The organism is Mycobacterium sp. IDUB_5 (assembly GCF_055419565.1).
This window is the reverse complement of record NZ_JBVAXX010000007.1, coordinates 296,981-317,121: the sequence shown is the minus strand read 5'-3', so window position 1 is coordinate 317,121 and position 20,141 is coordinate 296,981. Positions and strand designations below refer to the sequence as shown.

The 20,141-nt window shown below is 67.8% G+C and carries 14 protein-coding genes and 1 tRNA gene; 9 read left to right on the top strand and 6 right to left on the bottom strand.

The genetic code is table 11. The features are described 5' to 3' along the window. The first annotated feature begins 1 nt into the window (after position 1). Positions 2–1,021: an alpha-ketoacid dehydrogenase subunit beta gene (locus ACZY1G_RS24030; RefSeq protein WP_463817646.1), complete on the top strand. Its 1,020-nt coding sequence runs from the start codon at positions 2–4 to the stop codon at positions 1,019–1,021. Next, entirely contained in the window at positions 1,018–2,148 is a 1,131-nt protein-coding gene (locus tag ACZY1G_RS24025) for a dihydrolipoamide acetyltransferase family protein (protein ID WP_463823798.1), read from the top strand. The genes ACZY1G_RS24030 and ACZY1G_RS24025 overlap by 4 nt, the downstream gene beginning before the upstream one ends. A 4-nt stretch (positions 2,149–2,152) precedes the next feature. Here the strand turns inward: ACZY1G_RS24025 and ACZY1G_RS24020 are convergent, their stop codons facing one another. The 5 genes from ACZY1G_RS24020 to ACZY1G_RS24000 all read right to left on the bottom strand — a co-directional run bounded on the left by ACZY1G_RS24020 (position 2,153) and on the right by ACZY1G_RS24000 (position 7,013). Then, positions 2,153–2,905: an enoyl-CoA hydratase gene (locus ACZY1G_RS24020; RefSeq protein ID WP_463823797.1), complete on the bottom strand. Its 753-nt coding sequence runs from the start codon at positions 2,903–2,905 to the stop codon at positions 2,153–2,155. 13 nt (positions 2,906–2,918) lie between these two features. Beyond that, positions 2,919–3,671: an acyl-[acyl-carrier-protein] thioesterase gene (locus ACZY1G_RS24015; protein WP_463823796.1), complete on the bottom strand. Its 753-nt coding sequence runs from the start codon at positions 3,669–3,671 to the stop codon at positions 2,919–2,921. Positions 3,672–3,682: 11 nt separating this feature from the next. Further along, positions 3,683–5,041, bottom strand: coding sequence for an HNH endonuclease signature motif containing protein (locus tag ACZY1G_RS24010; protein WP_463823795.1), 1,359 nt, complete (start codon positions 5,039–5,041; stop codon positions 3,683–3,685). A 131-nt stretch (positions 5,042–5,172) separates the two neighbouring features. After that, positions 5,173–5,769 carry a class I SAM-dependent methyltransferase gene (locus tag ACZY1G_RS24005; RefSeq protein WP_463817641.1) on the bottom strand — a complete coding sequence of 199 codons (597 nt, stop codon included), beginning with the start codon at positions 5,767–5,769 and terminating at the stop codon, positions 5,173–5,175. A 5-nt stretch (positions 5,770–5,774) separates the two neighbouring features. Then, on the bottom strand, positions 5,775–7,013 hold the full coding sequence (locus tag ACZY1G_RS24000; protein WP_463817640.1) for a PE-PPE domain-containing protein: 1,239 nt from the start codon (positions 7,011–7,013) through the stop codon (positions 5,775–5,777). Positions 7,014–7,408: 395 nt separating this feature from the next. On the opposite strand from ACZY1G_RS24000, the gene ACZY1G_RS23995 reads away from it, so the two are divergent. Then, entirely contained in the window at positions 7,409–9,988 is a 2,580-nt protein-coding gene (locus ACZY1G_RS23995; RefSeq protein WP_463823794.1) for a CocE/NonD family hydrolase, read from the top strand. A 23-nt stretch (positions 9,989–10,011) separates the two neighbouring features. On the opposite strand, the gene ACZY1G_RS23990 is transcribed toward ACZY1G_RS23995, so the two are convergent. Beyond that, positions 10,012–10,085: transfer RNA gene (locus tag ACZY1G_RS23990), tRNA-Arg, on the bottom strand. Between the two features lie 75 nt (positions 10,086–10,160). Here ACZY1G_RS23990 and ACZY1G_RS23985 point away from each other — a divergent pair. From ACZY1G_RS23985 to ettA, 6 genes are all read left to right on the top strand, one after another. Next, the gene (locus tag ACZY1G_RS23985) at positions 10,161–11,651 is read left to right on the top strand and encodes a wax ester/triacylglycerol synthase family O-acyltransferase (RefSeq protein ID WP_463817638.1); all 1,491 of its coding nucleotides are present in this window, start codon (positions 10,161–10,163) and stop codon (positions 11,649–11,651) included. 17 nt (positions 11,652–11,668) lie between these two features. Beyond that, entirely contained in the window at positions 11,669–13,288 is a 1,620-nt protein-coding gene (locus ACZY1G_RS23980; RefSeq protein ID WP_463823793.1) for an HAD-IB family hydrolase/lysophospholipid acyltransferase family protein, read from the top strand. Continuing rightward, positions 13,285–15,633, top strand: coding sequence for a glycerol-3-phosphate 1-O-acyltransferase (locus ACZY1G_RS23975; protein WP_463817634.1), 2,349 nt, complete (start codon positions 13,285–13,287; stop codon positions 15,631–15,633). Before ACZY1G_RS23980 ends, ACZY1G_RS23975 begins: the two co-directional genes overlap by 4 nt. Before the next feature lie 34 nt (positions 15,634–15,667). Further along, positions 15,668–17,692, top strand: coding sequence for a bifunctional copper resistance protein CopD/cytochrome c oxidase assembly protein (locus ACZY1G_RS23970; RefSeq protein ID WP_463823792.1), 2,025 nt, complete (start codon positions 15,668–15,670; stop codon positions 17,690–17,692). Positions 17,693–17,853: 161 nt separating this feature from the next. Next, entirely contained in the window at positions 17,854–18,336 is a 483-nt protein-coding gene (locus tag ACZY1G_RS23965; protein WP_463823791.1) for a single-stranded DNA-binding protein, read from the top strand. 99 nt (positions 18,337–18,435) lie between these two features. Next, positions 18,436–20,109, top strand: a complete 1,674-nt coding sequence (ettA, locus tag ACZY1G_RS23960; RefSeq protein ID WP_463823790.1) for an energy-dependent translational throttle protein EttA — start codon at positions 18,436–18,438, stop codon at positions 20,107–20,109. The last annotated feature ends 32 nt before the right edge of the window (positions 20,110–20,141 follow it).

The following is a 20,141-nucleotide window of genomic DNA, read 5'->3' as shown; positions in this document are numbered from 1 at the left end:
CATGACACAGCTGATCGAGCGGCCCTTCGGGTTCGATGACGCCGTGCCGGACGTGGAGACACTGTCGATGGCGCAGGCCATCAACAGAGCGCTCTCGGATGCGATGCTCGCCGACGACCGCGTGCTGGTCTTCGGGGAGGACGTCGCCACGCTCGGCGGTGTCTTCCGCGTCACCGACGGACTGGCCCAGAAGTTCGGCGATGGACGGTGTTTCGACACACCGCTCGCAGAGTCCGCGATCATCGGCATCGCGATCGGGATGGCGATCCGCGGTTTCGTCCCGGTGCCGGAGATCCAGTTCGACGGCTTCGCAGCGCCGGCTTTCGACCAGATCGTCAGCCACCTCGCGAAGTACCGCATGCGGACCCACGGCGACATCGACATGCCGGTGACAATCCGCATCCCGTCGTTCGGCGGGATCGGCGCGGTGGAGCATCATTCGGAATCCACCGAGACCTACTGGCTGCACACCGCAGGTCTCAAGGTCGTCGTCCCCTCCACACCGTCGGATGCCTACTGGCTGTTGAGATACGCGATCGCCGAACGCGATCCGGTGATCTTTCTGGAGCCCAAACGCCGCTACTGGGCCAGGGAACCCGTCGACACCCGCAACCCGGCGGAACCGCTGGGGCGCGCAGCGATCCGGCGTCCCGGCGAGGACGTCACCGTGATCACGTACGGCTCCCTGGTCGCCACGGCGCTGACAGCGGCCGAAACATCGACTGCCAGCCTCGAAGTCGTCGACCTTCGCACATTGAACCCGCTGGACATGGCCACGGTGACCTCGTCGGTGCGTAAGACCGGACGGGCCGTGGTGATGCACGAGGGTTCGCGCACACTGGGTTTCGGCGCCGAGCTGGCGGCGCGGATTTCCGAGGAGTGCTTCTACGAGCTGGAAGCGCCGGTACTACGCGCCACCGGATTCGACACGCCGTACCCACCCGCCCGGCTGGAACGATTGTGGCTGCCGGGCGTCGACCGGCTGATGGACTGTGTCGACGACGCGATGAGCCGGCCATGAGTGCGTCACGGGAATTCCTGGTGCCTGACCTCGGCGAAGGGTTGGAGGACGCCACGATCACCAGCTGGGCCGTCGCCGTCGGTGACGAGGTGACGCTGAATCAGACGCTGTGCACGGTCGAGACCAACAAGGCCGAGGTGGAGATCCCCAGTCCGTTCGCCGGGCGGATCGCCGAACTCGGTGGCGCCGAGGGGGAGACGCTACGGGTCGGCTCTCTGCTGGTACGCGTCGAGACAGTGGATGCGCCGCGGCGCACACCGGTACTGGTCGGCTACGGCGCCGACGACGCGCTCGACGGCAGCCGCCGCCGGGCCCGCACCAAGCCGCCGGTGCGCAAGCTGGCCGCCGACCTCGACGTCGACCTGGGTCGCGTCGACGGCTCCGGACCGGAGGGCATCGTCACCCGCGCCGACGTGCTCGCCGCGGCCGGCCCGGGAACCGATACGCCGGTGACGGGTGTGCGGCTGGCGACGGCACGACGAATGGCTCAGTCGCGCAGCGAGATTCCCGACGCGCACGCGTCGGTGGATGTCGACGGGACCGAGCTGCTGCGGCTGCGGGATCACTGCCGGTCTGTCGGCGCGACATCGGTGACCCCGTTCGTGCTGGTGTTGCGGTTGACCGTGGTGGCGCTGAGCAGACATCCCGAGCTCAACGCCACCTGGCTGGACACCGTCGACGGGCCACGCATCCACACCCATTCAGCGGTTCACCTCGGCGTCGGGGTGGCAGCGCCGCGCGGGCTGCTGGTCCCGGTGGTCAAGGACGCCCAGACCCGAACCACCCGCCAGCTGGGCGACGAGATCGCCCAGCTCGTGGCGGCGGCCCGCGAGGGCACGCTCGCGCCGGCGCAGATGCAGGGGTCGACGTTCACCGTGTCGAACTTCGGGGCACTGGGGCTCGACGACGGCGTGCCGGTGATCAACCATCCCGAAGCCGCGATCCTCGGCGTCGGTTCGCTGCGGCCGCGCGCGGTGGTGGTCGACGGCGAGGTGGTGGCGCGGCCGACGATGCGACTCACGTGCGCGTTCGACCATCGCGTTGCGGACGGGGCGCAGGTCGGTGCGTTCCTCGGTGAGCTGCGGGCGGTGATCGAGTCGCCGGCGGCGGCACTCCTCGATCTCTAGCGGTTCACCTGCGCTTCGCGGCGGCCAGACGTTCGGCGAACTCGGGAGACTCGATCGAGCGTGCCTGCGGGCCGATCTCGACGTCGACGGCCATGTGGTGCTGATGCATGTCGGTGATCCCGGGGTTGAACGTCGCCCGCATCGACGCCTTCGTCGCGAGGACGACATCCCGCGGCGCCGACGCGGGGCCGGCAGCAAGGCCGCGTGCGGCGGCGACGGGATCGTCGGCGAGCTCGAGCGCCAGCCCGTGCCGCACCGCTGCCTCGGCGTCGAAACGCATGCCGAACAGCAGCGCGGCCCTGGCGGCCTGGGGCCCGATTGCGCGTTGCAGCATGAACGTCGCTCCGCCACCGGGATGGATGCCCAGCTTCTGGAACCGAGGATCGAACAGCGCCTCCGGTCCGGCGATGCGCACGTCGGCGGCCAGCGCGAGGTTCAAGCCGGCGCCGACGGCTGGCCCGTTGACGGCGGCGATGGTCGGCAGGCTGCATTCCGCGACGGCGAGAAACCCGTCGTAGATGACCCGGAGCCCGTCCTCGGTGGCCTTGCCGAGTGCGGTCAGGTCAGCACCCGCACAGAAGGCTTTCCCCGCACCGGTCACGATCACCGCGTGCACGCCGGGGTCGGCCTCGGCGGCCTCCACAGCGGTGCGCAACGCCGCCGAACTCTCGGCGGTGACCGCGTTGCGGCGGTCGGGATCGTTGACGGTGATGACGGCGACTCGGTCGGTGACCTCGGTCAGTACCAGATCGGACATCGGCTCAGCGTAACTACAGGCTGCGCAGCAGCGCCGCGGCCCTGACGTCGCCGTCGACGGTCAGCGCGATGTGGACGTCGTCGCCGTCGCGAGTCCAGCCGAGGGTGACCTCTTCGCCGTACTTGATCGGTTTCCGGTACTCGACGACCGCCCGGTAGGGCGCTGTACACACCTCGGGTGCCAGGGCCATCACCTCGTGGATCGCGTGCCAGTAGGCGGTGTTGGTGACGTGCTCGAAGAGATCGATATCCGTGCGGCGCAACGCAAATGGCGCGGAGTTCTCGATAGTGTCGGGGTTGGTCAGCCATGGTCGCCACTTGAGGCGATGTTCGGTGGTCGTGGTGCCGAACTTCTCGAGCAGGGTGTCGGTGGCGCGTTGCGGTGTCAGTGTCTTGGCGTTCATCGCGATCCAGAAACCCTCGGTCTCGATGCGGCCGCCGTCGCTACCGACGAGGTCGACCCGCATGGTGCACCAGCGCAGCGACAGCGCCGAACACCATCGACTGAACGTCACCTCGTCGGGAAAGGCGATCGGCTCGATGACATCGATCACGGTGCGCTGGACGAGCCAATGCGGGTGCTCTTCCGCTTCGCCCGCGTCGACGAGGTTCTCGGCGCCCACCTCCTGGATGTAGCGGGCAACCCCGTCGAGGCGCAGGTTGAGGTCGTCACCGACATCGCCCGTCGCGACGCGCCACTCCGTCCGGTAGACGTATCCGGTGTCGGGCTGCGGGCTCAGCCGATGGTCGACGTCTTCAGTGCTCATCGCGAGCCAGCCTACGGTCCGTGGTCGTCTCCGGGCAGGAGGTGGCGTTCGGGGTGGTGGTAGCCATTGGTGCGGCGCCCGCCGGTGTCGAGGTCGGGTGGGGGGAGCCATTCGGCCTGGCCTCGCTGGTTGATGCGGGTGGTCCAGCCGGTCTGCTCGACCATCCGATTGTCGGGCCCGCACGCGAGGGTGAGGTTGGTGATGTCGGTGGGGCCGCCGGTCTTCCAGTCGTCGATGTGGTGGACCTGGGTCCAGTAGCCGGGCACCGAGCATCCAGGTCTCGTGCAGCCGCGCGCCGAGGAGTGCAGCATGATCCGCTGCGCCGGGCTCGCCAATCTCTTGGTACGCCCCAGATACAGCGGTTGATTGGTGTGCTGATCGAACACCGATAGGTAATGGTGCGCGTGGGAGGCCAGGCGGATCAGATCGGCCATCGGCAACAGCGACCCGCCGCCGGTGACCGCCACCCCCGCACCCTTCTCCAGTTCTTGCAGCGTGGTCGAGACGATGACGGTGACCGGTAACCCGTTGTGCGAACCGAGGTCTCCGGAGGACAACGCCATCCGTCCGACCGCGAGCCAGGCATCGTGATTGCGTTGCGCCACACTGCGGGAATCAGATCGCGCCTGCTCTGGTGCGGGTTCGCCCTCGACACAGGGCTTTTCGTCGTCGGGGTTGCACATGCCCGGTGCGGCGAGTTTGGCGTGAATCGCCTCGTAGTGCGCCCGGAACTCCGGGGTGATCCAGCCGGTGAGCCGGCTCATCCCGTCAGGCTGCTGGGCACCCAACTGAATGCCCCGCCGGCGGGCGCGGTCGGCGTCGGTGGGTTCGGGACCGTCGGCGTCGATCATCGCCGCCAACCGATCCGCCGCCTTGCGCAGATCCTCCGGCGTCAACCCTGCGCCGAGCGACGCCAACTGCCGGTCGGCGGCCGTGCGGGTGTCCACATCGACCCACACCGGCAACCCATCATGGAACTTGCTGATGACTGCGACATGATCGGCATCCAGGGCGCCCGCGGCCTGCGCGGCCGCGGTGGCCTCCCACCGAGGCGCCAACGCCTCCCCGGTCAACGCCTGCCGCGGACCCAACGCCGCGGCCTCAGCCAGGCGGCGTTTGGCGTCGCGTTCGGAGACCCGCAGCGCGGTGGTCAGCACCTTCTTCCACGACGCCTCACCCAACCGCCGCGGCTCCGTCTCGGCCACCAACCGAGCCAGGATCTGATGCTCCAACACCGGCACGGTGCGGACCAACGTCGTCACCTCAGCCATCAAGGCCACCAGCTCGCGATGCGACAACGCGTCGCAGGCGTCCTGCAGGATCGCCACCTGGCCCCGCATCACCCCTATCGCGTCCGCAACCACATCCATGACTCGAACACTAGTTCGAACCACCGACAAGAATGGCCCGCGCTGTGACCATACGGACGCACGGTGCGAATGAGGCCAAGATGTTCTCTCCGAGCTGGTCCGGCTCAGCGCGACTGCCACCGACAAGTGAGTCAGTCGCCGCGCGGCTTCTCCCACCGCATCAGGTAGCGGTAGTACAGCGCGCGGCGGATGTGCACACCCGGCAACACCTCGGCGGCGATGCGACGGATCTCGGCCAGGTTCTCGCGGGGACTCGCGACGGCCACCCCGATGTCCCGGGTCTCGTGGTGCCACCGCGACCCCACGCGCACAGCCGGCAGATGCAGCGCCGACCACAGCCAGTCGGTCACGGTGGTGTTCGCGCTCAGTCCGACCACCGCGAGTTCGCCGCCGGGCCGCACCATGTCGCGGGCAGCTTCCAGTGTGGTGCGCAGGTCGAGATGGTGCAGGCTTGCGACGAAGGTGATCAGGTCGAAACGTGCATCCGCTGCGGCATAGTCGGCGAAGGTGCTCTCGATGATCGACACCCCGTCGACGTCTGCCAGCCTGGCGCGTGCCCGTCGAATCGCCCCGGCATCGGGATCGATACCGACAACCGACTGGGCAACGGGCGCCAGGCGCTCGGCGAGCAGACCGTCACCGCACCCCACGTCGAGGACGTCACGGCCGCGGGCGAACGCGAGCACCCACGGGTGGTAGGCGGTGTTGTGATTCCAGTACTCGGTCATCCGCCTCAATCCGCGGTGCCGGTGCCGTCTCCATCTGCGGCGTCCCGCGAGTCGGCCGAGGTCGTCGAGTCCTGTTTGGGTTCAGTGACTTTCGACTGGTCTGCGGCCTCTTCGCGTGCAGCGGCCCGCGCGCGGATCCGCTCCAGCCGCCGCTCACGGCGCGTCTCCGCGGCGGTCGCCTTGTCGGCTTTGTCGGACGTCTCGACGTCGTCCTCGTCGGAGTCCTTGTCCGACAGTGCTTTCAGGCCGTCCCGGATGGCTCCCGGCACCTTGGACACGGTATCGGCCAGCTCGCCGACCGTCGGCATCAGGCGCGCCGGGCGGTAGCGGCTCGGGTCGGACGGGATCGGATTGTTGTCGTAGTACGCCGAATCCACGATGACCTTCAACAACGGCTCGCTGACATCGGCGATCGCGTTCCCGAAGGGCACCACGTCGCGAATCAGGCGCGCCAACGGCAACTCTTCGGTGGTGTAGGTGACGTAGGTCGTGTTCCCGCGCGTCGTCACGTAGGCGACCACACGGTCACCGTCGGGAGCGTCGCATCGCGCGTCGTCGCACGGCATTGCCTCGGCGCCGCTGGCCAGCACCGCGCAGGTGTTCGCGCCGCCGCAGGAGACGGTCGGCCGACCCTCGTTGTCCACCGGCAGGTCGATCTGATCCTGCTCCCGGTAGCCGTACAGGTAGGCGACCAGCGAGTTGACGTGCGCGACGAGGTTGAGCAGATCCGCGGGTGCGTTGGAGTTGTAGTTGTACTGATAGGCGATGTCGATGACGGCCTTGGCGGCGGTGTCGATGGGCGACGGGAACGGATTCACCCCGATCAGCGAGAACCACGGGTAGCGCGTCCCGAAGCCGCCGTCGGGGCGGGACACGTTGTTGTCGAGGACGAACACAGTGGACGGCAACGCCGGATCGTCGTCGCGGTCCTGGCGGGTCAGCACTACGCTGGCGTTCGCGGCACCCCAGCCAGACGCCAGGACCGCGTTCTCCTCGCCGGAGTGCGCTCGCAGCGCCGCGTCGATCGCTTTCGGACCCCCGCCGAACGGCACGCCGACCAGGTCGGGCCCCGGCTGGCCGCCGGGGTTGTACGGCGCCTGGTTGAACAGGCCGCCGAAGAAGTCCTCGTTGCCACTGCCGTCGGGGTGTGTCGAGCTGCCGACCACGATGAGCGCGGTCAGGTCGACAGGAAGGGCTGAGAAGGCCTGCGGGGCGACGGCGGCGACGCCTCCGACCGTTGCCACGACGCCAACTGCAGCGCTCGTGATGGCGCCGGCTCTGATCCGGCCGCTCGTGCGAGATCTCTTCATGCTCCCCATTCCCCCTCCGGAACGTTCGGAGGTCACCGTATCCCAGAACGCATGGCATGTGGTTTGCCGGAGATCGCTCGTCGAGGACATGTTGGAGCGCCGGTCCCGCCGGCGTCTGCGTTGTCAACCGCCGAACGGAGTTCGCTAGGCATGGGCGGGCGTGCGCAGGAGAGGTCACGTGCGATGTCAATAGCGTTGTGCCGGAGGCAGAAAAGTGTCAGGTTCGGACAATTGACGCCGTCACAAATCAGTGGCCGGATTTCGCTTTGATCATGTGGACGCCGGCGTAGTGTCTGCCCCGGTTCCGAGGTACAGCGGAGGTCCTGGTCATGAGTGCTGCTAGCTATGTCGGTCGCGTGGGTGGTCTTGCAATCGCCCTGGGGGTGGGAACCGCGATCATCACCGGGCAGGGCGTCGCCTACGCCGACGACACCGAGTCGTCGACGTCGCCAGCGTCATCGTCGGTGTCCTCCCCAGGGGACTCCGTACGCGGCGATACGGTCACGCTCGACAAGCGGCCTCTGGGCAAGCATCGGAGCACCGAGCGCACATCGCTGTCCGACACGGTCAAGGGCATCGCCGACCGGGTGGCCGAAGAACGTCAGAAGCGGGCCGACGCCCGAGCGGAGCGCGCCGACGAGGCCGATGAGACATCCGGCGGGCGCCGTCAGAAGCGGCACGAAACCGTTACGCAGCAGCAGGATTCGCCGAAGGTCGACGAGGTCTCGACCTCCTCCGTCGACACCGAGCCCTCCGCCGAACAACCCCGCGTGCTGTCCTGGCTGCAGACCCCCCGCGCGGTTGCGGGCCGCCAGCCGGTCACCGAACCTCGGGTGCAGACCACGCTGTGGACGCCGGCTGCCCAACAGGCACCGGCTCAGACGGTCGTGTCCGGCCTGCTGTCTGCGCTCGACCGGGCGCTCAGCCCGGCGTCGTCGGGCAACGGATCGGCACCGGTCGGTGGCTCGCTGTCGGATCTCGTGCTGCTCGCCGGCGCTCGCCGGGAGTCCGCGCTCGCGGCTATCGACGACTATTCCGTCCAGGTCGTCCAGGGCGTCATCGGCGGCTGCGTCGTGGGCATGACGTGCACTACCGCCGATGGCTCGACCTACACGGTCATCGATCGCCCGAGCAACGGCGGCAAGCTCACGCTTGACGCGACGACCGGGGCGTTCCGTTTCCTGCCGTACGCCGACGAGACTGCCACCAACGGACCGAGCGGCATCGAGACCTTCTCGGTGCTCGTCGCCCAGAACACGAACTTCACCACCGCGATCACCGGCCTGCCGATCATCGGCTCGAGTCTCATCACGCCGGTCGTCCAGCGGCTGCAGCAGGCGGGTGTCCTCTCCGGCCTGCTCGGCACCGCTGAGCTGCAGGACATCTCGGTCGACATCACCGGCCTGCGTGCGGGTGCGCCGATCGCCTTCACCACGTTCGTGACGTCCTGGGACGGCACGAAGATCAGCACCAACTTCTTCCCGGCGCTGGCCGGCTCGCCGGACCTCGGAGCGCCGGGATACGAGACCATCTTCAACGGACCCGGATTGGCGGAGCCGGGTGCGACCGATCCGGCGGACCCCTTCGTCTCGACGTTCCGCTCCTTGGGCTACAACGTCGTCACGTGGGACCCCCGCGGCGAATTCGCCTCCGGCGGCCTGCTGCAACTCGACAGCCCGCAGTACGAGGGCCAGGATGTCACCGAGCTGATCAACTGGGTGGCCACGCAGAGCGGCGTCCAACTCGACAAGGCCGCCGATCCCACCATGGGTATGGTCGGCGTCTCCTATGGCGGCGGCATCCAATTCGTCACCGCTGCAAGCGATGACAGGGTCGACGCCATCGCGCCCGGCTGGGCGTGGAACACGCTGCCCGATTCGCTCTACCCGCACAGCGCATTCCGCACGTCGTACGCCGGACTGCTGTTGCTCGGACTGATCGAGACCGGAGCGCGGATCAATCCGCAGATCTACGGCGGCATCCTCACCGGCGCCTCGCTGGGCATCCTCACTCCGAGTCAGATCCAGCTGCTGCAGAACAGCGGCCCGGGGCAAACTGTGCGCAACATCAAGATCCCCACCCTGATCATCCAGGGCACCGTCGACGTGCTGTTCCCGCTGCATCAGTCGATCCTCAACATGGGCTACATGGCCAACAACCCGAACGTGAAGCTGATCTGGTACTGCGGAGGCCACGGCACCTGCCTGCCCGGGCAGGGCAACGGCGACGCCGACGACGTGTGGTTCCTCACCCAGACCGCCGTATGGATGCAGCGCTACGTCAAGGACCTTCCGATCCCGGCTGATCCGTACGCGTTCGAGTGGACCGATCAGAACGGCGACCGCTGGGCATCGGTCACTCGGCCGACGGCGAGCAACTTCTACGACGCCGAGAGCAAGGTGCCGGCGACGGTGTGGGACACCGGCAAGACGCTGCCGATCATCCCGTTCATCGGCGGCTCGGGCCCGCAGCCGGAAATCCCGCTGCCGTACGGATTGGGCGCCGGGTCGGTCGCGACCAACGCGGTCACGATCCCGCTCACCAATCCGGGAGATGGGGAGGCGAATGTCGTCGGCGCCCCGCACGTGGAGATCAACTACAGCGGTCTGGGAAGCAGTCGCCACATCTACGCCCAGGTCGTCGACAAGAGCACCGGGCTGGTCGTCGGGAACATCGTCTCGCCGGTGCCGGTCACCCTCAACGGTCGCGATCAGGTCGCCGAGATCGATCTCGAGGACATCGCCTACACGATGACGCCCGGCAGTGAATTGGAGCTGCAGATCTTCACCACGGCAACGCCGTTCCTGAACTTCACGCAATTCGGGTTCGTGCACATCGACAGCGTGGAAGTGACGCTGCCGACCACGTCGGCAGGGGTCAACCAGGGGCCGAACCTGCTGGCGGTGTGAGAGCGGCCGAGTAGAGCGGGAAGCGCCCCCGGCAGGAATCGAACCTGCGACCTAGGGATTAGAAGGCCCTTGCTCTATCCAACTGAGCTACGGAGGCAACGCCCGAGGAGTGTATCGCGAGCAGCACCTAAAGCCGCTCCGTGTCACAGGGCAGCCGACTAGCGTGGTGGCCATGCCTAACCCGCCGGACCTGGACGCGGCTGGACTCCCCGAAGAGCTCAGCCCGCTCGACCAGATCCTGCACCGCGGTGAGGCCAACCCGCGGACCCGCTCCGGCATCCTGACCGTCGAACTGCTCGACACCACTCCCGACTGGGACACCTTTCGCGCCCGCTTCGACACCGCCTCCCGCAAAGTGCTGCGGCTGCGGCAGAAGGTCGTGATCCCGACGCTGCCGACTGCGGCGCCGCGCTGGGTCGTCGACCCGGACTTCAATCTCGACTTCCACCTCCGCCGCGTCCGCGTTCCCGAGCCGGGCAGCTTCCGGCAGGTGATGGATCTGGCCGAGGTGGCCGCGCAGTCACCACTGGACATCTCCCGACCGCTGTGGACCGCGACCCTGATCGAGGGGGTGCATGACGGTCAGGCCGCCTTGATGGTGCATCTCAGCCACGCCGTTACAGACGGGGTGGGCGGGGTCGAGATGTTCGCGAACCTCTACGACCTCGAACGTCACCCGCCGAGACAGCAGGTGCCGCCGCTGCCGATCCCCGCCGACCTGTCGCCCAACGACCTCATGCGCCAGGGGCTCACCCGCCTGCCCAGCACCATCGCCGGCGGTGTGCGCGACGCGCTCTTCGGTGCGGCGCAGGCGGTCGGCCACGTGGTGCGCGACCCGGTGTCGCGGTTGGGCAGCGTCATCGACTACGCGATGTCCGGCGCCCGGGTGATCGGCCCGGTCGCCGATCCGTCACCGCTCCTGCGCCGTCGCTCCCTCTCGAGCCGAAGCGACGCCATCGACATCGAGTTCGGCGACCTCCACCGCGCGGCCAAAGCCGCCGGCGGCTCCATCAACGACGCGTACCTCGCCGGCCTCTGTGGTGCGCTGCGCCTCTACCACCAGGCCAAGGGTGTTCCCGTCGACACTCTGCCGATGGCCGTCCCGGTGAACCTCCGCTCCGAGGCCGACCCCGCGGGCGGGAACCGGTTCGCCGGCGTCAACCTCGCCGCGCCGATCGGGCTCACCGATCCTGCCGTGCGCATCCGCAACATCAGGACGCAGATGACGCGTAAACGCGACGAGCGCGCGCTCGACATGGTCGGTGCGATCGCGCCCGTCGTGTCCCTATTGCCAGACAGCGTGCTGGAGTCGATGGCCGGCTCCATCGTGAACTCCGACGTCCAGGCCAGCAACGTGCCGGTCTACGCCGGCGAGACGTTCATCGCCGGTGCCCAGATCCTGCGGCAGTACGGACTCGGCCCGCTGCCCGGCGTGGCGATGATGGTCGTGCTGATCTCTCGCTCCGGCTACTGCACGGTCACCGCGCGCTACGACCGCGCCGCGGTCACCGACCCAGCGCTGCTGGCGCGATGTCTGCTGGCAGGCTTCGATGAAGTTCTCGCGCTCGGCGGCGAGGGGCGCGCCCACCCGGCGACGTTCACCGACGAGTCTGCATCACGCTTGTCCGAGACCGCCTCGACGAAGGGAAGTGCCGCACAGTGAGCCCTGACAATCCCCAGATGCGCCTTCCGGGTTCGGTCGCCGAGATCGAAGCCTCCCCGGAAGGGCCCGAGGTCGGCGCGTTCTTCGACCTCGACGGCACCCTGGTCGCCGGGTTCACCGGCGTGGTGATGACCCAGGACCGATTGCGGCGGCGGCAGATGTCGGTGGGTGAATTCATCGGGATGGTCCAGGCCGGACTCAATCATCAACTGGGACGCTCGGAGTTCGAGGACCTGATCGGCAAGGGCGCCCGGATGCTGCGCGGCAACTCGGTGGAGGACATCGACGAACTGGCCGAGCGGCTGTTCGCCCAGAAGATCGTCGGCCGCATCTACCCCGAGATGCGGCAGCTGGTGCGCGCCCACATGGCGCGTGGCCACACCGTCGTGCTGAGCTCGTCCGCGCTCACCGTCCAGGTGGAGCCCGTCGCTCGGTTCCTCGGCATCGACAACATCCTCAGCAACAAGTTCGAGACCGACGAGAACGGTTTGATCACCGGCGAAGTCGAGCGACCCATCATCTGGGGACCGGGCAAAGCCCGCGCCGTGCAAGAGTTCGCCACCGCCAACGGCGTCGACCTGTCGAAGAGTTACTTCTACGCCGACGGCGACGAGGACGTCGCGCTGATGTACCTCGTCGGCAACCCGCGGCCCACGAACCCGGCGGGCAAGATGGCTGCGGTCGCCGCCAAGCGCGGCTGGCCGATTCTGCGGTTCAGCAGCCGCAGCGGCGCCAACCCCGTCGCGCAACTGCGCACCGCGGCCGGGATCGCCTCGATGGTGCCGGTGGCCTGGGGTGCGTTGGGCGTCGGATTGCTCACCCGCAACCGGCGCAGCGGCGTCAACTTCTTCACCTCGGTTTTCAGCCGCACGCTGATGACCGCGGTCGGCATCAATCTCAACGTGCTCGGTGAGGAGAACCTGACCGCGGAGCGGCCCGCGGTGTTCATCTTCAACCACCGCAACCAGGCCGACCCGATGATCGCCGGTCGGCTCGTCAGCGACAACTTCACCTCGGTGGGCAAGAAGGAACTCGAGAACGACCCGATCGTCGGAACCATGGGCCGGATCATGGACGCCGCGTTCATCGATCGTGACGATCCGCAAAAGGCCGTCGAGGGTCTCAAGAAGGTCGAGGAACTCGCCCGCAAGGGGGTGTCCATCCTGATCGCCCCCGAGGGCACGCGGTTGGACACCTTCGAGGTGGGTGAATTCAAGAAGGGGCCGTTCCGTATCGCCATGTCGGTGGGCATCCCGATCGTGCCGATCGTGATCCGCAACGCCGAGGTGATCGCGGCTCGCGACTCCAGCACGTTCAACCCGGGCACCGTTGATGTCGTTGTCTACCCGCCGATTTCGGTGAACGGGTGGACCCACGAGAATCTCGACGACCGCATCGCCGAAGTGCGTCAGCTCTACCTCGACACCCTGAAGGACTGGCCGCACGACGAACTGCCGGAGCCCGAGCTGTACCGGCGGCAGCAGAAGCCGGCAAAGAAGGCCCCGGCCAAGAAGGCGGCAGCCAAGAAGGCCCCGGCGAAGAAGGCGGTGGCCAAGAAGCAGCCGGCGAAGAAGGCTGCTACCAAGGCCGCCGCGAAGTCGACGACGACGTCCCCCACGGCCAAGGGTCGGCCGTGAAAGTCCGCGCCGATGACATCACGGCATTCACCGCCGTCGACGACACGCTCGTCCTCGCGTCGGTGTCCTCGCCCGCGGAGGAGGAGCTGCTCGCCGACTGGTTGAACGAGCAGCGAAGTGCACACCCCGAGAGCAAGATCGAAGTACTGAAGCTTCCCGCCGATGACGATCCGCCGCCCGGTGTGCTCGCCCGCCTGGTCGAGATGCTCGAAGCCGACGAGGACCGGTCGGTCGTCCCGGTGCGGGTGTTCTGGGTGCCCGGCGGGTTGCCGACGCGCTCGAAAGTGGTCGCGCTGCTCTCGGGTCGGGACACCTACTGCCCTCCGAAGGTGTTGCAGCGCAGCATCCTCAAGAGGGACCCGTCGCGTGCGCGGGTCGTCGCCGGCGAGCCGGCCAAGGTCGCCGAACTGCACCAGAACTGGAGCGACAACACCACCGCCGAAAACCCCAGGGAATTCGCGCGGTTCGTGCTGAGGCGAGCAATCCTGGCCATCGAGCGGGTGGAGCTGCGGCTGCTGGGCCCGGAGTACAAGTCGCCCCGGCTGATCAAGCCGGAAGTGTTGTCGTCGGCCCGGTTCCGGCAGGGGCTCGAGCAGATCCCCGGTGCCACCGTCGAGAAGGCCGGCGAGATGCTCGACGAGTTGGGCACCGGCTGGAGCCGGTTCTCGGTCGATCTGATCCCGTCTCTGGGTAGGGCCATCTTCAGTCGCGGCTTCGACCCGAACATCGACTACGACCGCACCGAGGTCGAGGTGATGCGCCAAGCGCTCGAGGCACATCCGGCCGTCCTGCTGTTCTCCCACCGGTCCTATCTCGACGGCGCGATCGTGCCCGTCGCGATGCAGGAGAACCGGCTCCCGCCGGTGCACACATTCGCGGGAATCAATCTGTCGTTCGGCGCGATGGGTCCGCTGATGCGCCGCTCCGGCGTGATCTTCCTGCGCCGCAAACTCGACGACCCGCTGTACAAGTACGTGCTGCGTCAGTTCGTCGGTTACATCGTCGAGAAGCGGTTCAACCTGGCCTGGGCGATCGAGGGCACCCGCTCGCGCACCGGAAAGATGTTGCCGCCCAAGCTCGGTCTGCTCGCGTACGTGGCCGATGCGTATCTCGACGGCCGCAGCGACGACATCCTGCTGCAGCCGGTGTCGATCAGCTTCGACCAACTGCACGAGACCGCCGAATACGCGTCTTATGCACGGGGCGGGGAGAAGACGCCCGAAGGCCTGTCCTGGTTGGTCAATTACATTCGTGCACAAGGCGAACGCAACTACGGCAAGATCTACGTCCGGTTCCCGCGCGCGGTGTCGATGCGGGAGTACCTCGGCGAGCCGCACGGCCCGATGACCACCGACGAGGCGGCCAAACGCCTTGCCTTGCAGAAGATGGCGTTCGAAGTGGCGTGGCGCATCGTGCAGGTGACTCCGGTCAACGCCACCGGCCTGGTGTCCGCGCTGCTTCTGTCGACCCGCGGCGTCGCGCTCACCCTCGACCAGTTGCACCACACGCTGCAGGACTCGCTGGACTATCTGGAGCGCAAGCAGACCCCGATGACCAACAGCGCCTTGCGGTTACGTACCCCCGACGGGGTGCGCGCCGCGCTGGACGCGCTCTCGGGCGGACATCCGGTGACCCGCGTGGACGGCGGTCGCGAGACGGTCTGGCACATCGCGGCGCAGGACGAGCTTGAAGCAGCGTTCTACCGGAACTCGTTGATCGACGCATTCCTCGAGACGTCGCTGGTCGAACTCGCGTTGGCGTACGCCGCGCGCAGCGACGGCGACCGGGTCGCGGCGTTCTGGGAACAGGTGATGCGCCTGCGTGATCTGTTGAAGTTCGACTTCTACTTCGCCGACTCCGCAGCGTTCCGCGCGCACGTCGCCGAGGAGATGTCGTGGCACGACGACTGGGAAAGCGACGTCGCCGCCGGGGGAGACCGTATCGACGCCCTGCTGCTGGCCAAGAAGCCGACGATCGCGGGTCCGCTGCTGCGACCGTTCTTCGAGGCGTATCAGATCGTCGCCGACGCCTTGCTCGACGCGCCGGCTGATATCTCCGAGAAGGACCTCACGGCCAAGGCGCTGGGGCTGGGGGAGCAGTACATGGCGCAGGGCCGCGTGCAGAGCAATGAGTCGGTGTCGGCGCTGTTGTTCGCCACCGCGCGTCAGGTCGCCGCCGACAAACATCTGCTCGAGCCCGCTGCCGATCTCGAGGAGCGGCGCCGAGACTTCCGCAACGAGCTGCGCGGCATCCTGGCCGACATGAACACCGTCGACCGGTTCGCCCGGAAGCAGTTCATCGCGAGGGAGCGCAGCCGCCGCCGGCTGCGTGAGCGGGCGGTGTGACGGATCACGTGCGGGCAGGTCATACGCTGGATGCATGACTCTCACCGGCTCCGCCGCGCCCGCACGGGTGCGTCGCGCCTCGGTGTGGCCGGTGCTCTACGGCATCGCGGTGCTCGCGGGCCTGACCGCAGCGGCGTTGTCGGCGCTGTCGCTCGCCGAGGCGCTGACCGCGACGGGCCTGCCTGACCCGGGGCCCGTCACCACCTACGGGTTGCCGTTCGTCAAGGCGGCCGGCGAGATCGCCGCGGTCGTCGCGACCGGCTCGTTCCTGTTCGCAGCGTTCCTGGTGCCGCCACAGACCACCGGGGTTCTCGACGTCGACGGCTACCGGGCGCTGCGCGTCGGGACCGCCGCAACGGGCATCTGGACGGTGTGCGCAGTCCTGATGGTGCCGCTGACGGTGTCCGACATCAGCGGTCAGCCGCTGACGACGCGACTGAGTCCGGCCGACATCTGGTCGGTCGCCGACCTGATCGACATCGCGGGTGCGTGGCGATGGGCCGCGCTGTTCGCCGCGGTGGTGACCGTGGTGAGCATTCCCGTCCTGCGCTGGGCGTGGACACCGGTGCTGTTCGCCGGTTCGCTGGCCACCCTGCTGCCGTTGGCGCTCACCGGCCACTCCTCCTCGGGCGGATCGCATGACATTGCGACCAACAGCCTCCTGGTGCACCTGATCGCGGGCGCGGTGTGGGCCGGCGGGCTCCTGGCGCTGCTGGTGCACGCGCTTCGCGGCGGATCTGGGCGAAACGATCATCTCGCGGCACGACGCTTCTCGACGGTGGCGCTGTGGTGCTTCGTCGCGATGGCGGCGAGCGGCGTCATCAACGCGCTGGTGCGGGTGCAGCCCGCGGACCTGATCCACACCCGCTATGGCTGGTTGCTGCTCGCGAAACTGACCGCGCTCCTCGCTCTCGGCCTCCTCGGGTGGCAGCAGCGTCGCCGCGGGATCGTCGCGCTGGCCTCCGACCCTCCGGCGCGCGGCGCACTGATCCGACTGGCGCTGATCGAAGCGCTGGTCTTCGGGCTGACGTTCGGGATCGCCGTCGCCCTCGGGCGCACGCCTCCGCCGCCTCCCCTCGACACGAATCTGTCCATCCCGGAGGTGGAGATCGGCTACGACCTGGCCGGCCCGCCGACCGTCGCTCGTCTGCTCTTCGACTGGCGGTTCGATCTGGTCTTCGGCACCGCCGCGCTGATCCTCGCCGCGGTCTATCTGGCCGGGTACCGGCGGTTGCGTCGCCGGGGAGACGCATGGCCGACCGGCCGTGTGGTGGCCTGGCTGCTCGGCTGCCTGCTGCTGTTGTTCACGACGTCGTCCGGCCTCGGCCGCTACATGCCGGCGATGTTCAGCATGCACATGATCGCGCACATGCTGCTGTCCATGCTGGTGCCGATCCTGTTCGTGCTCGGCGCCCCGATCACGATGGCGCTGCGGGCGTTGCCGACGGCGGGACGAGATGCGCCGCCGGGACCACGGGAGTGGCTGCTGGCGGCCCTGCATTCGCGGGTGTCTCGGTTGCTGACCAACCCGTTCGTGGCGACCGCCCTGTTCATCGTCGGGTTCTACGGGCTGTACTTCGGCGGGATTTTCGACGCGGTGGTCGGTAGTCACGCCGCGCACCTGGCGATGAACGTGCACTTCCTGCTCAGCGGCTACCTGTTCTACTGGGTCGTGATCGGCGTCGATCCGACGCCGCGGCCATTGCCTCCGATCGCGAAGCTCGCGATGGTGTTCGCCTCGCTTCCGCTGCACGCGTTCTTCGGCGTCGTGCTGATGGGGACCAACACCGCGATCGGCGGCGACTTCTACCGCTCCCTGGCCTTGCCGTGGCACACCGACCTGCTCGCCGACCAGCGTCTGGGCGGGGCCATCGCCTGGGCGGCCGGCGAGGTGCCGCTCGTGGTGGTGTTGATCGCACTGTTCGTGCAGTGGCGGCGCAGCGACGATCGGACCGCACGCCGGCTCGACCGCGCTGCCGACCGCGACGACGACGCCGATCTGGCCGCATACAACGCGATGCTGGCCGAGCTGGCGCGCCGCGATCGCGCCGACAGCTGACCCTCTGACGGGGTCCATCCCCAAAGACTGTTCCATCCACAGCTTCTCCGTGCACTCGGCAGTCGGGCGGCTGAGGTGTCGGTGCGGCGGCGGTCAATGGCGGTGTCATCGACGGCGCGGGCGCTGTGCCCGTGCCGCAGCTTCAGAGAAAGAGAACCGCCATGTTCGAAACACCGATCACCGTCGTCGGCACTATCGTCACCAACCCTGAGCGCCGCTGGGTCGGGGACCAGGAGCTGTTCAAGTTCCGCGTCGCGAGCAACTCACGCCGGCGTACCTCCGACGGCACGTGGGAGCCGGGCAATTCGCTCTACGCGACGGTCAACTGCTGGGGGCGCCTGGTCACCGGCGTCGGGGCAGGTCTGGGGAAGGGTGACGCGGTGATCGTTGTTGGCAACGTGTACACCAGCGAATATGAAGACCGCGACGGCAACCGACGGTCGGCGCTGGAGATCAGGGCCACATCGGTGGGGCCGGATCTGGCGCGGTGCATCGCCCGCATCGACAAGCGTCGCCATTCCGAGCAGCCCGCCGAAGCCGGCTCTGAGAGCAGTTCCGACACCGACACCGAGATCGGGCCCTCCACCGGCGCGAGCGTCGACGAGGGCAGCGGCGAGGGTGAAGCATTGGCGCTCACCGCGTAGCTCCGAGCGCCGCCACCGTCACCCGGCATCACGGCCGCGCCTAGGATGGGCCCGGACTCTCGCAGATCGCGAAGACCTGAGAAAGGCGATATCAGAGGCATGGCCGAATTCATCTACACGATGCGGAAGGTCCGCAAGGCGCACGGCGACAAGGTCATCCTTGACGACGTCACCCTGAACTTCCTTCCGGGCGCGAAGATCGGCGTCGTCGGCCCCAACGGGGCCGGTAAGTCGAGCGTCTTGCGGATCATGGCCGGCTTGGACCAGCCGAACAACGGCGACGCGTTCCTGGCGCCGGGCGCCACCGTCGGCATCCTGATGCAGGAGCCCCAGCTCGACGAGACCAAGACCGTGCGTGAGAACGTCGAAGAGGGCGTGGCGATCAAGGCCAAGCTCAACCGGTACAACGAAGTCGCCGAGCTGATGGCGACCGACTACACCGACGAGCTCATGGACGAGATGGGCAGGCTCCAAGAGGAGCTCGACGCCGCGGACGCATGGGACATCGACAGCCAGCTCGAACAGGCGATGGACGCGCTGCGTTGCCCACCCGCCGACGAGCCGGTGACCCACCTCTCCGGTGGTGAGAAGCGCCGCGTCGCACTGTGCAAGCTGCTGCTGTCCAAGCCCGACCTGCTGCTGCTCGACGAGCCGACCAACCACCTCGACGCCGAGAGTGTGCTGTGGCTCGAACAGCACCTCGCCGAATACAAGGGCGCCATCCTCGCCGTCACCCACGACCGGTACTTCCTGGACAACGTCGCTGAGTGGATCCTCGAACTCGACCGCGGCCGCGCCTATCCGTACGAGGGCAACTACTCGACGTACCTGGAGAAGAAGGCCGAGCGCATCGCCGTTCAGGGCCGTAAGGACGCCAAGCTGCAGAAGCGGCTCAAGGACGAACTGGAATGGGTGCGCTCGGGCGCCAAGGCCCGCCAAGCCAAGAGCAAGGCCCGTCTGACCCGGTACGAGGAGATGGTCGCCGAGGCCGAGAAGACCCGCAAGCTCGATTTCGAAGAGATCCAGATCCCCGTCGGCCCGCGTCTGGGCAACGTCGTGGTCGAGGTCGAGCACCTCGACAAGGGTTTTGATGGCAGGCAGTTGATCAAGGACCTGTCGTTCACGTTGCCGCGCAACGGCATCGTCGGCGTGATCGGCCCCAACGGTGTCGGCAAGACCACGCTGTTCAAGACGATCGTCGGGCTCGAGCAGCCCGACAGCGGGACCGTCAAGGTCGGTGAGACCGTCAAGTTGAGCTATGTCGACCAGAGCCGCGCCGGCATCGACCCGAAGAAGACCGTCTGGGAGGTGGTCTCCGACGGCCTGGACTACATCGAGGTCGGGCAGAACGAGATCCCGTCGCGGGCCTACGTGTCGGCGTTCGGCTTCAAGGGCCCGGACCAGCAGAAGCCCGCGGGCGTGCTCTCCGGTGGTGAGCGCAACCGGCTGAACCTGGCGTTGACGCTCAAAGAGGGCGGCAACCTGATCCTTCTCGACGAGCCCACCAACGACCTCGACGTGGAGACGCTGAGCTCGCTGGAGAACGCGCTCCAGCAGTTCCCGGGCTGCGCCGTGGTCATCTCCCACGATCGCTGGTTCCTGGACCGCACCTGCACCCACATCCTCGCGTGGGAGGGCGACACCGACAACGAGGCCAAATGGTTCTGGTTCGAGGGCAACTTCGGCGGCTACGAGGAGAACAAGGTGGAGCGACTCGGTGCCGATGCAGCGCGTCCGCACAGGGTCACCCACCGCAAGCTCACGCGAGGATAGTCTCGTTCTGCGGGCCACGTGACCGACCGCTT

Bases quoted from the DNA above. Each gene is read 5' to 3' on its own strand.
- ACZY1G_RS24030 (WP_463817646.1), top strand. From the start codon at position 2: ATGACACAGCTGATCGAGCGGCCCTTCGGGTTCGATGACGCCGTGCCG.
- ACZY1G_RS24025 (WP_463823798.1), top strand. From the start codon at position 1,018: ATGAGTGCGTCACGGGAATTCCTGGTGCCTGACCTCGGCGAAGGGTTG.
- ACZY1G_RS24020 (WP_463823797.1), bottom strand. From the start codon at position 2,905: ATGTCCGATCTGGTACTGACCGAGGTCACCGACCGAGTCGCCGTCATC.
- ACZY1G_RS24015 (WP_463823796.1), bottom strand. From the start codon at position 3,671: ATGAGCACTGAAGACGTCGACCATCGGCTGAGCCCGCAGCCCGACACC.
- ACZY1G_RS24010 (WP_463823795.1), bottom strand. From the start codon at position 5,041: ATGGATGTGGTTGCGGACGCGATAGGGGTGATGCGGGGCCAGGTGGCG.
- ACZY1G_RS24005 (WP_463817641.1), bottom strand. From the start codon at position 5,769: ATGACCGAGTACTGGAATCACAACACCGCCTACCACCCGTGGGTGCTC.
- ACZY1G_RS23995 (WP_463823794.1), top strand. From the start codon at position 7,409: ATGAGTGCTGCTAGCTATGTCGGTCGCGTGGGTGGTCTTGCAATCGCC.
- ACZY1G_RS23985 (WP_463817638.1), top strand. From the start codon at position 10,161: ATGCCTAACCCGCCGGACCTGGACGCGGCTGGACTCCCCGAAGAGCTC.
- ACZY1G_RS23980 (WP_463823793.1), top strand. From the start codon at position 11,669: ATGCGCCTTCCGGGTTCGGTCGCCGAGATCGAAGCCTCCCCGGAAGGG.
- ACZY1G_RS23970 (WP_463823792.1), top strand. From the start codon at position 15,668: ATGACTCTCACCGGCTCCGCCGCGCCCGCACGGGTGCGTCGCGCCTCG.
- ACZY1G_RS23965 (WP_463823791.1), top strand. From the start codon at position 17,854: ATGTTCGAAACACCGATCACCGTCGTCGGCACTATCGTCACCAACCCT.
- ettA (WP_463823790.1), top strand. From the start codon at position 18,436: ATGGCCGAATTCATCTACACGATGCGGAAGGTCCGCAAGGCGCACGGC.